This window comes from Bacillus sp. YKCMOAS1 (assembly GCF_030268125.1).
In the GTDB taxonomy this organism is placed as follows: Bacteria; Bacillota; Bacilli; order Bacillales; family Bacillaceae; genus Bacillus; species Bacillus safensis.
Genome location: NZ_BSEI01000001.1, coordinates 333,799 through 346,779, shown reverse-complemented (window position 1 = coordinate 346,779; position 12,981 = coordinate 333,799). Strand labels below are relative to the sequence as shown.

Genomic DNA, 12,981 nt, shown 5'->3' with positions numbered 1-12,981 from the left:
AAGGATGTCATTTGCATCCGAAACAAAAAAAGAGCTGACTAATCTGGACGTGAAGGACTGCTGCACAAAAGCAGAGCTTTCTGCCCTCATCCGTATGAACGGTTCATTATCGTTCTCTAATCGAAAATTGATTTTAGATATACAGACAGAGAACGCAGCCATTGCAAGACGTATTTATACGCTGCTCAAAAAGAAATACGATGTGACAGTCGAGCTGCTCGTCCGTAAAAAAATGAGATTGAAAAAGAATAACGTGTATATTGTCAGACTGGTAGAACGAGCGAAAACCATTTTAGAGGATTTGAAAATATTAGGTGAGCAATTTGTATTTGAGCGCAATATTTCAGAGGAGCTCGTGAAGAAAAGATGCTGCAAGCGCTCCTATATGAGAGGTGCTTTTTTAGCAGGCGGTTCTGTGAATAATCCAGAAACGTCCTCCTATCACCTTGAGATTTTTTCACTATATAAAGAACATAATGATGCCCTTTGTGAGCTGATGAATCAATTTCATCTCAATAGTAAAACACTTGAGCGCAAAAAAGGGTACATTACGTACATGAAGGAAGCAGAAAAAATCACGGAATTTTTAAGTGTTGTGGGCGCTCATAATTCACTGCTTCGCTTTGAAGATGTGCGAATCGTCCGAGACATGAGGAACTCCGTCAACCGGCTCGTCAATTGTGAAACAGCAAACTTGAATAAAACGATTGGTGCATCACTGCGTCAGGTTGAGAACATTCAATTTATTGATGAAAAAATTGGACTTGATGCCCTGCCGGATAAGCTTCGTGAAATTGCCAAACTGCGAGTCGACTATCAAGAAGTCACGCTGAAGGAACTTGGAGAAATGGTGGAAAGCGGCAAGATTAGCAAGTCAGGGATTAACCACCGTTTAAGAAAGCTAGATCAAATTGCAGAACAATTACGAAATGGACAAGCTGTTACACTCAAATAGGAGAATGAAAAAGGGAGGCAGATCATATGGTGGAAAAAACGGTCACCATCCAGCTGAAAACAGGCTTGCAGGCACGTCCAGCTGCTTTGTTTGTACAAGAAGCCAATCGCTTTGGAGCTGATATTTTTCTAGAGAAAGACGGGAAAAAAGTCAATGCGAAAAGCATTATGGGTCTCATGAGTCTTGCGATCAGCTCTGGGGTTACTGTCACACTGATTGCAGATGGTGCGGACGAACAAGAAGCCATTGAGGCGTTAACAGATTTTATCAATCAAGAAAACTGAGTCTCTTCAAAGGCTCAGTTTTTTTAGGAGGGAATGTCATGATTCAATCAGCTTTTTTACAGAAGATCGGATATGAAGGTCAGTCCATAACCTTTAATGACTTACCTGTATTATTAAAAAAAATGGCCTATACCTTTCCGTTCGAAAATAGATCTGTTCTGAACAAACAATCCTACGCTTTGAATCAAGAAGGGTTGAAGCAGCATCTTCTTGAAGAAAACAGAGGAGGTCTTTGTTACGATCTCAATCCTCTCTTATACTATGTGTTAAAAGAGGCAGGGCTCTCTGTACAGCTTCTTCAAGGGACAGTGTATATCAAAGAAGCGGACACGTGGGCCATTGATGGCACGCATGTAGCCATCATGTTGAAGCATCATAACGAACGCTTTCTCATTGATGCGGGATTTGGTGTGAATTTACCTCTTCAGCCTGTGCCTTTTACAGAAGATTGGGTGGAAGGAGCGTCTATTCGGTTTCGCGTCAAAGCAAAGGAAACCGAAAAAGGGACACATCTGCTTCAGTTAGATAAGGGAGATGGTGCTGAAACAGGCTATGCTTTCACATTGAACAAGGTGGACGAGGCTGCATTGGTCCAATTGAGACACGAGATTTATGAAAATGAATCCTCTCCTTTTAACAAAAGACCGCTTGCGTCAAAGCTCACGCCAACAGGACGTGTGATCGTTACTGAGGATCATGTCACCACACATGAACATGAAGAAGTGTCGAAAAAGCCGCTTCCGATTCCTTTTGAGGATTACGTGAAAAAGCTTATACCGTAAACCATACTAAAAGACAGCCCCAGATGAAACAGGGCTGTCTTTTTTATTGATTATCGAATACGTGTGAAAGTCGCATAATGGTCTGTTGTTTTGTAAATGAGCCAGTCGCTTGAATACACAAGACGGTCAGCATTGCGGAAGCCTGAAACGTAGTTGATGTCTGCCTCACGCCATGTGCGGCCGCTTGCTGAAGGAAGACGTCCTTCCCGGTTTGAGAAAATATCTCCACCGATGCTTTTACCTGGCGCCACTTCTGCTAGATTTCCCTTAGATGCCACCCATCCGAGAGCACTTGCTTGTGATTTCGTAATGTAGTTATCAGGCAGTCGTTTGTAGCGAATTAAATAATCTGCTACACCATCAAACGTATTAATGACGGCAAGGGTACGTACATCTGACGTAAGCTGAATAGCAGCATTTTCAGTTGTGGCTGTTGGTGTAAGAGGTGTTTCTGCATGAACTTGCTGCGGGATAAATCCAGAAAACAGAATAGCAGCGATCAGAGCGAACATAGTCAAAACTGAACTCAATCTTTTCATCTTCATCCTCCTATTAAGGAAATCCGATGCCGTCCTCTTGATGCTTGTCTACCTCATATTATAGCACCCGAACATGAAGGAAATGTAAAGAATCAGGATCTTTGCTAAAATGAGACTTTTCTCCTGAAGCCTCTTAAAGAAATAAATAAAAAGACGCAGTTCAGTTCCCTGCGTCTTATTTGATCAAGATGAAGCAAGCTCCTTCACAACATCAACAGGCGCCTTCCCATCTATTCCATGAATCACATTATGAATGGCTCGTTTCAGCATGAGATCCCTTGTTGTTTCAGTAGCGGAACCGATATGAGGGGCTAGGGTGACATTGTTCATCTCTTTGAAAGGATGATCCTCTTGAAGCGGCTCCTGCTCATACACATCAAGACCAGCGCCTTTGATCCATCCCTCCTGAAGTGCTTGAATGAGGCTTTTTTCATCCACTGTTTTCCCGCGGGAAATGTTTACAAATAAAGCCGTTTGCTTCATTAACTTCAATTCTCGTTCCCCAATCATATGATACGTTTCCTCGGTCAGCGGTGTAATCAACACGATGATATCAGCTTGTTTTAAAAGATCATCAAGTACACAATAGACAGCGCCATACGCCGATTCAGCCTTTTCATTCCGGCTTCGGTTATGATAAAGAACATTCATATCAAAACCATGTGCTGCCCGTTTGGCAACTTGTTCTCCAATACGACCCATGCCAATAATACCGAGCGTTTGGTGATGTACATCGATGCCAAAGACCTCTTCTTCCTGTACGAATTTCGTCCATTTTCCTTCACGGATAAAACGATCAAGCTCGGCGATTCTTCTCGCAGAGGAGAGTATGAGTGAAAAGGCAAGGTCAGCCACGGTATGATCGAGCGTATAAGGGGTGTGCGTACCAATCACGCCTCTTTGTCTCATCACTTCTATATCGAAATTGTCATAGCCGACAGAGTTATTACTCACTACCTTGAGTTTTGGTGCGTGATCTAACAGCTCTTGATCGATTTTCGTCCCAGACGTTAAAAGACCATCAGCGTGCTGCAGCTTCTCAAACAAAATGTCTCTTGGAATAGGGTCTTTAGATTGCCAAACCTCGTATGTACAATGTTCCTTTAGCATTTCCTCAAAAGAAGCAGGTAAGGGTTTGGCGACAAAAATGTGTGGTATCACAGTCAATTCGCTCCTTTCACATGGTCATCTTACTCCTTTTATTATAAAGCAACCATTTCGGCAGAACACGTTTGAATGTTAGCAGCTCAATATTTAATATACTAAAATAACGGTAAAGAAAGACATTTTCTTAGTGAAAAAGTAGATTCATATGCCATCTGATGCATTTTTTATCTATATAAAAATAATTGGATGGTAGAGGAGACATGTGAATTTGCAAGATTTTACGAGAGGTTATCTGACAAACTGGAAAATAGATCGAGACTTTTTGATAGAAAATTTATTATATTTGAAATGTATTAAACGGGATGGTCATTTTCTACTAAACCATTTTATTGTCTTTTAGTGTGATGAGAACAATAGATTGAAAACAAACCCGCGAATCCGTTGGGATGCAGCGTAAAATAGAGAAAATAATGATATTTCTTCTCATCGTTTTCTCATTTTTTTCTTTTTTTTCTATCATTTTTCTTCTCTATTCTTGAGAACACGAGAAGGAAAAGGGGGACAGGCACGAGCTTACGTTACTTAAAAAAGATGGGAGATGGCAAAATGGGATCAAAATTAGAACAGATTCTTCAGCACAATTCAGAGTTTGTGAATGAGAGACACTATGAGCCTTACAAAGCGGGGAAATTCCCTGAGAAGAAATTGGTCATTTTAACGTGCATGGATACCCGTCTTTTGGAATTATTGCCGCAATCTATGGGGCTGCGCAATGGGGATGCAAAGATCATTAAGAATGCGGGCGCCATCGTGACACATCCGTTCGGCAGTGTGATGCGGAGTATCCTGCTAGCTATCTATGAGCTAAAGGCAGAGGAAGTATGCATTGTAGGTCATCATGAATGCGGAATGGCAGGTCTTGCGGCGGATCCTTTACTTGAAAAGGCGAAAGCACGCGGAATCGAAGAGAAATGCTTAAGCATTGTAAAAAACTCAGGAGTCGATTTAAAGGGCTGGCTGACAGGCTTTGATTCAGTTGAAGAGAGCGTGGCCCAAAGTGTGAAATTAGTGAAAGAGCATCCACTGATGCCAAGTGATGTGGCTGTTCATGGACTGGTGATTCATCCAGCAACAGGAAAGCTGGATGTCGTTGTGAAAGATAAATTGATTGACCCGCAGTATACCTAAATCATCTACACATACTTAAAGGAGGCCAACACATACCATGCGTTTTTATGGAAGATTTGAAGGGTACAATTCATCAAAGTTTAGGCGCGATTTAATCGCTGGGCTTGTCGTGGGGGTTGTGGCAATTCCTTTAGGCATGGCATTTGCCATTGCATCTGGTGTCGGACCAGAATATGGATTATACACAGTCATCGTTGCCGGCATTTTGATTTCATTGTTTGGTGGTTCAAAGTATCAGATCGGCGGGCCGACTGGGGCGTTTGTTCCAATTTTATTCGGGATCGTCAGCCAGTACGGTATTGAAAACTTGCTTATTGCCGGTTTTATGGCAGGCTGTATGCTTGTATTATTCGGAATATTCAAACTAGGAAAGCTCATGAAATTTATTCCTCGTCCGGTTATCATCGGTTTTACTGCTGGCATTGCTGTCATTATTTTTTCAGGACAGATTGCCAACTTCCTCGGATTAAAGGGTGTTGAAAAACATGAAAGCTTTTTCCTCAATATGAGAGAAATCGTGGTCCATCTCGGTACCACAAACAGTCTCGCCATCATCACAGCCGTCACCGGGCTCATCGTGATTTTGGCGGCACAAAAATACATTCCCAAAATACCTGGTGCTCTATTAGGTCTATTGGCTTCTACGTTTCTCGCCGTTCTCTTCTTTCAAGGACAAGTTGAAACGATTGGCTCTGCATATGGTGAAATCCCTCGTCAGCTGCCAACCTTCGCTTTTCCTGAATTGACGATTGAAAAAATGATATACCTCCTGCCTCCAGCAATTATCATTGCACTTTTGGGCGGCGTGGAATCGATTTTATCCGCAATGGTTGCTGATAATATGAAAGGCTCTAAGCATGACAGCAATAAAGAGCTTGTTGGGCAAGGAATTGCCAATATGGCGGCACCGCTTTTCGGAGGAATTCCAGCGACGGGCGCTATTGCCCGCACGGCAACGAACATAAAAAATGGCGGAGCAAGTCCGATTTCTGGTGTTGTGCATGGCGTTGTCGTTTTGTTAATTTTAATGGTATTTGCGCCATATGCGTCAATGATTCCACTTGCTGCAATGGCACCAATTTTAATGTTTGTTGCTTGGAATATGAGTGAGAGAAAAGAATTTATCAATATTGTGAAAGTGAAAAATGCCGATTCGCTTGTACTTGTCGTGACCTTCCTGCTCACAGTGATCGGTGATTTGATTATTGGCGTCACCGCTGGTCTCATTTTAGCGTTTATCGCTTTTATCAAAAAAATGAGCCAGACGACCAATATCCATACAAATGTCGCTGTTCCTCAGATGGAAACAGCAGCTGCTTTAGAAAAACAGGTAGACGAGAAAGGGATCAGTATGTATTCCATCGAAGGGCCGCTCTTCTTCGGAACAACAGATTCATTGGAAAATTCGATTTTGGACCATGTTCAAACAAAACCGAAAACACTCATTCTGCTTATGAATAAAGTCAATTATATGGACACGTCGGCAGAAGCGGTTCTCATGAATATCTCCAATCGGTTAAAGCATCATAATGGAAAGCTGATGATCGTTGGGCTTCAATCACAGCCTAAGGAGCTTTTGCATCGAACAGGTCTTTTCCATCATATCGGAAAGCAGCATTTCTTTGAACGAACAGATGACATCTCACCACAGCATCTTTAAGGCTTAGAAAAACACGTGACAGCTTGGTCACGTGTTTTTTACTGACTCTTTTTCTCCAGAAAAACGCTTTGTGAGTTTCTGTTGATGAGTGCTGAAGACCTCTTCTACTGTGACGTCATAGAGATCCGCTAAAATGAGGAGGTTTGCTAAGACATCTCCCATTTCTTCAATGAGTTCTTTCTTCAGCTCAGATGATTCCTGTCTCTGCTCATCAGGCCGGTCTCGTCCAATTTCTATTGCTCTAACAGCACGAGCGAGTTCTCCCGTTTCTTCCATTAAGAAGCCTAACCGGATAAACGGTCCATATTCTGTCCAGTTTCTCATTTGATAAAAATCCTTGATCCACTTCTCCATTTCAGTTGTTTGCATTCTCTCTATACAGCTCCTTATATGGTGTTCACTCTTTTGATTTTACACTATATATAGAAGAAACGGCTGTTTTTTTACAAATCATTATAGTAGAATGAGTGAAGAAATCATAGAGAGAGATGGAGCTGTTTTGATGAAAACGATTTGTGTGTTTGCTGGTTCGAATCCAGGTGTAAATGATGTCTACAAACAAAAGGCTGTAGAGCTGGGGGCTTATATGGCGAAGCAGGGCATTCGTCTTGTTTACGGCGGATCGCGTATTGGGTTAATGGGCGCGATTGCCGATGAGGTCATGAGACATGGCGGACAAGTGATCGGGGTCATGCCTAAGGGGCTTTTTAGAGGAGAAGTCGTGCATCAAGAGCTGACAGAGTTAATTGAGGTAACAGGCATGCATGAACGAAAAGCGAAAATGAGCGAGCTGGCCGATGGATTTATCGCGATGCCAGGTGGCTTTGGTACATATGAAGAATTATTTGAGGTGCTGTGCTGGGCACAAATCGGTATCCATCAAAAGCCGATTGGATTGTATCAAGTGAATGACTATTTCAACCCGCTTATGGACATGGTGAAGTTTAGTGTACAGGAAGGCTTTTCAAATGAATCACACCTTCAATTGTTACATGCTTCGAGCGAACCGGAGGAATTAATCACGCAGATGGCTTCTTATCAAACACCGTCTCTTCAGCAGAAATGGACGGAGCTGTCTTAAAGTATGTTTAAATGACAAAAAACCGTCTGTTCAAGGAACAGACGGTTTGTGTTGTGATCATTATTTTTGGTCTTCTGTATTACGGGTCAAGACTTTGTCAATGAGTCCGTATTGAAGTGCTTCTTCCGCTGTTTTGAAGTTGTCACGATCTGTATCGCGCTCAATGACTTCAATTGGCTGACCAGTACGTTCAGCAAGTACTTGGTTCAGTTTATCGCGTAAAGAAAGGATTCGTTTTGCCGCAATTTCAATTTCTGTTGCTTGACCTTGGGCTCCGCCTAGTGGTTGGTGAATCATGACTTCACTGTTTGGAAGAGCATAACGCTTACCTTTTTCACCAGCAGCAAGCAGGAACGCACCCATAGATGCAGCCATACCAATACAAATAGTTGATACCTTTGGTTTAATAAATTGCATCGTATCGTAAATGGCCATACCAGCTGTGATTGAACCGCCAGGGCTGTTAATGTAGATAGAAATATCTTTTTCTGGATCTTCAGCTTCTAAGAAAAGCAGCTGTGACACGATGGAGTTGGCAACATTGTCATCGATCGCAGAACCAAGCATGATAATACGGTCTTTTAAAAGACGAGAATAAATGTCGTAAGCTCTTTCCCCACGATTTGTTTGCTCAATGACTGTAGGTATTAAATTCATAATGTTCCTCCTTCACCTTTTAGGTAAGTATGTAATTCAATGATACATTTTTGGTCAATAAAGGTCAAACAAAACGCTGACCTAAATTCAAATACCCCTATCCATTTTCCCCAAAATCATTCCACTTCAAACCATCATATTAGTTTATGTATCCAAAGTAAGAAAATACATCATCATGACGAATGATTAATCATTGCTTTCTCGCAGTATTTCCCTTATAATTTGATATGCTGACGTTCAAAAAACATATCGTGCGCTCGTAGCTCAGTTGGATAGAGCGGTGGTTTCCGGTACCACGTCTGCCGGGGGTTCGAATCCCTCCGAGCGCGTACTTAGTATCTGATAGGATTCGATTAATAAATTGTGAAAAATGAGAAAACCCTTTTGAATAAAGGGTTTTTCTTTGTTTTTTATGTGATTGAAATATGTAAGTAAACGTTATTAATTAGATTGGTTTTGCAAAAATTTTTCACTTGTGTAACTTTCGAGTACTAACATTTTGAAACAAATCTAAAGTACTTATAGTCTCTTCTTCTCTAAACTCCTTCATAACATGAGCATAATATCTAAATAAAAGACATCTGAGGAAAGGTTGCGCCTGCATTTGATTTTGAAGTCCCGACTAATATGGTCGATAGTTATTTGACATACAAGAAAAGCGGAAACCGTTCTTTAGTTGAAATGGAAGAAACGAAGCACAGCAGTGAAATGAAGGGCGAAACATCAGTGTATGACATTACGTATGAGCTTCCGCATATAAACGTTGAGCGTCATACAGGTCACCTATTTGATGATGAACAGGTCGAGAAGAAAGACAAAAGAATCACGTATGATCTTGTGGATGGAGGTCGTAAGTTTTATAGCCCTATTTGGTCTTATATGGGGAAGTATGGCATGAAACTGAAATCACAGCCTTTGGGTGTGAATCTTGTTATGGTGGATGTGCAACAGCAACTAGAGTTATACGCTCATATGTATGCCCATATGGATTCAGAAACGAAGGAATATGACGAGGTTCTTTTGAAGCCAGTGTATGCAGATGATCCATTCCCAAATGGATTACCAGAGGGATGGACAAAAGAGGACATGGAATGGATAAATAAGAAATAAATTTACATCGGCCATATAATATGGTGTTGATTTCTAGGGTTGAGTATTATACATCCTCCAATCTAAAAAAGATGAGGTCTAATCAGCTCCAAACGAATAAATGATTTGGAGCAAAAAAATTAGTAGAGATGCTAATAATACGAAAAATTTATTGATTCTAGTTTGGTCTTACAAATGCCACTAATTAATAAAAACGTTTTGTATTGAGTTATATTTAAAACGGCTCTACTGACAAGAAAAATTAGGCATAAGTCTTGTTTAATATCCAATAATAACCTAGAATATTAATAAGGAAGAGTTGATTCTTCGGAAAAAAACCTAAAAGGTGTTTGGGAAATGGCTGATTTTAATCGTTCAGGATTGAATTTACTTGTTTACGCATTTCATGGCACGTCTCACACAAATGCTATGAAAATTGTTTCACAAAAAAAATTCGAGGTGAAAAATAGAAAAAATCATTGGCTAGGTACAGGAGTTTATTTTTTTAGAGATGATCCAGAACAGGCAATGAGCTGGGCTAAAATAAAAAATGAAGAAAAGAACTGTGCTGTTATAAAAGCTGATTTATCATTGAACTCGGACTATTTTTTGAATTTGGATTCTAGAGATGGAATTGAATACTTTCAAAAATTTATCAGCATCATTGATGAAAAAACAAAAGGTATTAAGTTTAAACATAAAAACAATGAAGATAGCCATAACGTTTTGATGAATTTTTATTGCAATTTTTTGACAGATGAAATTAAGGCAATTCAAAGAACATTTAAAACAACTTCAAAGAGATTAAACAATTTAAAGAGATTAAAAAAAGTAAACATGCATCTGAATGGTGTTCAATTATGTATAAGAGATCAAAGTATTATCGATTTTGATAAAATTAGTTTAAATAAACTTAGTTATGGTAATAATGAAAATAGAGAAAAAATAAATTAATTTAACTCTTAAGAAAGAGTGTGAGTAATATGAATATAAACTTTAGTCTAGATAAGTTGAATAAAATCGCAGAGGAGTTAGACATTGAATTAGAATTTAATTCTGATAATCCCGGTCATTTTGTTTCGGAAGGTGGAATTGAGAAAAAAATATCTCTAAAAGATGTATTCCCTGAAGTTGATTCCAATCTATTCTTTTATAAAGAAGAAATATTTACGGAAAAAGAAGATGATAGTAAATTTTCTATCCATGGAGTAGAGTCTATTCAACCTGTTAAAAGAAAAAACATTAGTTTTAAATCAATGAATAACAAATTTTTCCATATGTCAGAGGCGTTAGTATCGTGAAAGCTATTTTACAATTTGTAGATTACAAGGTTTTGAATACAGTATATAAGCATAATCCTGCATTAGATGATAAAGAGTTTGAAGAGTTGAACCCTGAATTTGAGGTTACTCTTAGATTAACTAAAAAGGATCATGCATTCATAAAATTAAGCATAGAATTTGGAGATAAGAAAGTTCAAGAAACTAGTTTATATGTTTATGCGCAGATTGCAGGTCTTTTTGAATTTGAGTCTGAAGAAGAGATATCTAATGAAAACAAAAAAGAACTCTTGCAAGTAAACGGTTTAGCAATTCTTTATCCTTATATAAGATCTCTAGTAACGGATTTAACGAGTAAAGGGAGCAACGAAGGAGTAATTTTGCCAACTGTTAATATTAGTGAAATGCTAAGAAATGAATTAGCTAAAGAAGATAAACCATTCAATATTTCAAATCAACAGGATTGAAATGATTTTTAATATTAAATTTAGCAGCCGTTCAATAAGAGCGGCTATTTTTTTTGTAAAAAAGTTACGCTCATATGTATGCCCGAATCCGTTTCCATTCAAGATCAGGTCACCTGTTTGATGATGAGCGGGTCGGGGAGAAAGATAAAAGAATCTCTTATGACCTTTTGGATGGAGGTCGTAAGTTTTATAGACCTATTTGGTCTTATAAGGGGAAGATGGCATGAAACTGAAATCACAGCCTATGAGTGTGAATCTCGTTATGGTGAATGTGCAACAGCGACTAGAGCTATACGTTCATATGTATTCAGAAACGAAAGAATTTGATGAGATTCTTTTTGAAGCCAGTGTATGCAGATGATCCATTCCAGAATGGCTTACCAAGAGGGACACAAAAGAGGACTTGGAATGGATAAAAAACAAATAGCAGATAGGAGGTTTGAGTTTTGCAGAAGTTTTAAGTGTGTATGGCTTAGAATATTGTTTTTCAGTTCCCTTAACTCTAATCCTCTGGTTGTACCATTGGCCTAAAAAGGTCAAGTTTATATGTAGTCCTTTTTAATTACTTATTTTCAAAGAATTAGTGGTATAGTAATAGTAAAGGTATATTTGATAAAGAGGGGAAAAACATGACAGAAAAAGAATATGATTTTTTCATTAGCTACAATGGCAATGATAAAGGTTATGCTAGTTGGATTTCGTACATGTTAGAGGAGGCTGGACATAAAGTTTTTTTTCAAGAATGGGATTTTAAAACTGGGAACAACTTTATTCTTCAAATGCAGCGTGGATCCGAATGCGCTAAACACACCTTAGCGCTACTCTCCCAAAACTATTTGAATGCTTTGTATACACAACCGGAATGGGCTTCAGCATTCGCTTCAGATCCAACAGGAATAAATCAAAAGTTAATGCCTGTAAGAATTGAAGATATTGAACTGGAAGGACTCTTGCCACAAATTATATACATAGATTTAGTTGGTAAAGAGGAGAAGGAGGCTAAGGCGGCAATACTCGAAGGAGTTTCAACTGAACGGAAAAAACCAACGTCTCCTCCCCCATTTCCAGGAAAGATACCGATGCGCGAAAAAAATGAATTAATCCAAGAAAAGTATTATGAGAAATGGTTAGAGTCTCGAATAAAAGAACTTGAGGAAAATAATTTTGCTGAGAATATTTTGGAAGGGGCAAAATTTGCTGTACACTTAGTGCCGTTTGAATCTATTGCTAAGGATATTAGCTTACCTACAAGTAAATTAGAGCATCCCACTTCCCTGAAACCATTCTTTACATCAGGCTGGGACTATAAATTTAATAAATATGGATACTGTACATTTGCAAAGTGGTCACATTCTGAAAAACCCCATGCATACGTACAATTCTTTAGAAATGGAATAATTGAATCCGTTGATGCGGGTATTCTTGCGGAAAGTGATGGAAAGAAATTTATACCAATCGTAAAATTTGAACAAGATATATTTAATTACACCTATAAGTATCTTCAAGTCATCAAGAGTGTAGATATTAAGTTACCGATAGCTCTTAGTATTACCCTTTTCAACATTTCAGATTATTTTGTTGGAAACCCGAAATCACCAAGAGAGAAAATAAATGAATCCACCTTAAAGTTACCAACGGTCATTATTAATTCTTGGGATGATAGACTAGAAACCCTATTAAAACCGAGCTATGATTTGATATGGAATCATTGTGGGTTTCGAGGTTCTTTAAATTATGATGATAACGGTAATTGGCGAGAATTTAAAGGTAATTACCCCATCTGGTAAAAGTTTTTAAAATATGTATGTTGGTAATACTTTATTAAAGTAAGTGAGAATAGAAATATTCTTTGCACAAATTTTGCACGGAATCATTTTGAAATGTTGTTACAA

General features: G+C 38.9%; 15 protein-coding genes, 1 tRNA gene and 1 pseudogene. 13 read left to right on the top strand and 4 right to left on the bottom strand.

Features of this window, described 5'->3' with window-relative positions:
* Positions 1 to 4: 4 nt before the first annotated feature.
* The 3 genes from whiA to QSJ46_RS01855 are packed head-to-tail and all read left to right on the top strand — an operon-like array spanning position 5 to position 2,021.
* Positions 5 to 955: a DNA-binding protein WhiA gene (whiA, locus tag QSJ46_RS01865; protein WP_003213321.1), complete on the top strand. Its 951-nt coding sequence runs from the start codon at positions 5 to 7 to the stop codon at positions 953 to 955.
* Positions 956 to 981: 26 nt separating this feature from the next.
* Positions 982 to 1,239 carry an HPr family phosphocarrier protein gene (locus tag QSJ46_RS01860; RefSeq protein ID WP_024423549.1) on the top strand — a complete coding sequence of 86 codons (258 nt, stop codon included), beginning with the start codon at positions 982 to 984 and terminating at the stop codon, positions 1,237 to 1,239.
* Between the two features lie 38 nt (positions 1,240 to 1,277).
* Complete coding sequence (locus QSJ46_RS01855; protein WP_047203859.1) at positions 1,278 to 2,021, top strand: arylamine N-acetyltransferase family protein; 744 nt, start codon at positions 1,278 to 1,280, stop codon at positions 2,019 to 2,021.
* Between the two features lie 50 nt (positions 2,022 to 2,071).
* Here the strand turns inward: QSJ46_RS01855 and QSJ46_RS01850 are convergent.
* A pseudogene (locus QSJ46_RS01850) lies at positions 2,072 to 2,398 on the bottom strand (ribonuclease); the annotation flags it as partial.
* A 345-nt stretch (positions 2,399 to 2,743) separates the two neighbouring features.
* On the bottom strand, positions 2,744 to 3,721 hold the full coding sequence (locus tag QSJ46_RS01845) for a 2-hydroxyacid dehydrogenase (RefSeq protein ID WP_047203860.1): 978 nt from the start codon (positions 3,719 to 3,721) through the stop codon (positions 2,744 to 2,746).
* Positions 3,722 to 4,273: 552 nt separating this feature from the next.
* On the opposite strand from QSJ46_RS01845, the gene QSJ46_RS01840 reads away from it, so the two are divergent.
* Together QSJ46_RS01840 and QSJ46_RS01835 are read left to right on the top strand one after the other, a co-directional pair.
* On the top strand, positions 4,274 to 4,855 hold the full coding sequence (locus QSJ46_RS01840) for a beta-class carbonic anhydrase (RefSeq protein ID WP_047203875.1): 582 nt from the start codon (positions 4,274 to 4,276) through the stop codon (positions 4,853 to 4,855).
* 37 nt (positions 4,856 to 4,892) lie between these two features.
* The gene (locus QSJ46_RS01835; protein ID WP_047203861.1) at positions 4,893 to 6,515 is read left to right on the top strand and encodes a SulP family inorganic anion transporter; all 1,623 of its coding nucleotides are present in this window, start codon (positions 4,893 to 4,895) and stop codon (positions 6,513 to 6,515) included.
* Between the two features lie 27 nt (positions 6,516 to 6,542).
* Here QSJ46_RS01835 and QSJ46_RS01830 read toward each other — a convergent pair whose 3' ends face one another.
* On the bottom strand, positions 6,543 to 6,884 hold the full coding sequence (locus tag QSJ46_RS01830; RefSeq protein WP_047203862.1) for a MazG nucleotide pyrophosphohydrolase domain-containing protein: 342 nt from the start codon (positions 6,882 to 6,884) through the stop codon (positions 6,543 to 6,545).
* Between the two features lie 133 nt (positions 6,885 to 7,017).
* Between QSJ46_RS01830 and QSJ46_RS01825 the strand changes: the two genes are divergently transcribed.
* On the top strand, positions 7,018 to 7,596 hold the full coding sequence (locus QSJ46_RS01825; RefSeq protein WP_041088147.1) for an LOG family protein: 579 nt from the start codon (positions 7,018 to 7,020) through the stop codon (positions 7,594 to 7,596).
* Between the two features lie 60 nt (positions 7,597 to 7,656).
* On the opposite strand, the gene clpP is transcribed toward QSJ46_RS01825, so the two are convergent.
* Positions 7,657 to 8,253 (bottom strand): ATP-dependent Clp endopeptidase proteolytic subunit ClpP, encoded by a 597-nt coding sequence (gene clpP, locus QSJ46_RS01820; protein ID WP_024427684.1) that lies wholly within the window; start codon positions 8,251 to 8,253, stop codon positions 7,657 to 7,659.
* Between the two features lie 253 nt (positions 8,254 to 8,506).
* On the opposite strand from clpP, the gene QSJ46_RS01815 reads away from it, so the two are divergent.
* From QSJ46_RS01815 to QSJ46_RS01785, 7 genes are all read left to right on the top strand, one after another.
* Positions 8,507 to 8,582, top strand: a tRNA-Arg gene (locus QSJ46_RS01815).
* A gap of 313 nt (positions 8,583 to 8,895) precedes the next feature.
* On the top strand, positions 8,896 to 9,363 hold the full coding sequence (locus tag QSJ46_RS01810; protein ID WP_285604194.1) for a hypothetical protein: 468 nt from the start codon (positions 8,896 to 8,898) through the stop codon (positions 9,361 to 9,363).
* Positions 9,364 to 9,699: 336 nt separating this feature from the next.
* Positions 9,700 to 10,296 (top strand): hypothetical protein, encoded by a 597-nt coding sequence (locus QSJ46_RS01805; RefSeq protein ID WP_075611955.1) that lies wholly within the window; start codon positions 9,700 to 9,702, stop codon positions 10,294 to 10,296.
* A 29-nt stretch (positions 10,297 to 10,325) separates the two neighbouring features.
* Positions 10,326 to 10,643 carry a hypothetical protein gene (locus tag QSJ46_RS01800; protein WP_075611954.1) on the top strand — a complete coding sequence of 106 codons (318 nt, stop codon included), beginning with the start codon at positions 10,326 to 10,328 and terminating at the stop codon, positions 10,641 to 10,643.
* Positions 10,640 to 11,089: a protein-export chaperone SecB gene (locus tag QSJ46_RS01795; RefSeq protein WP_163116048.1), complete on the top strand. Its 450-nt coding sequence runs from the start codon at positions 10,640 to 10,642 to the stop codon at positions 11,087 to 11,089. The genes QSJ46_RS01800 and QSJ46_RS01795 overlap by 4 nt, the downstream gene beginning before the upstream one ends.
* 223 nt (positions 11,090 to 11,312) lie before the next feature.
* Complete coding sequence (locus QSJ46_RS01790) at positions 11,313 to 11,450, top strand: hypothetical protein (protein WP_155761602.1); 138 nt, start codon at positions 11,313 to 11,315, stop codon at positions 11,448 to 11,450.
* 268 nt (positions 11,451 to 11,718) lie between these two features.
* A complete protein-coding gene (locus tag QSJ46_RS01785) occupies positions 11,719 to 12,876 on the top strand; it encodes a toll/interleukin-1 receptor domain-containing protein (protein ID WP_075611952.1) in 1,158 nt (385 codons plus the stop codon).
* Positions 12,877 to 12,981: the final 105 nt, after the last annotated feature.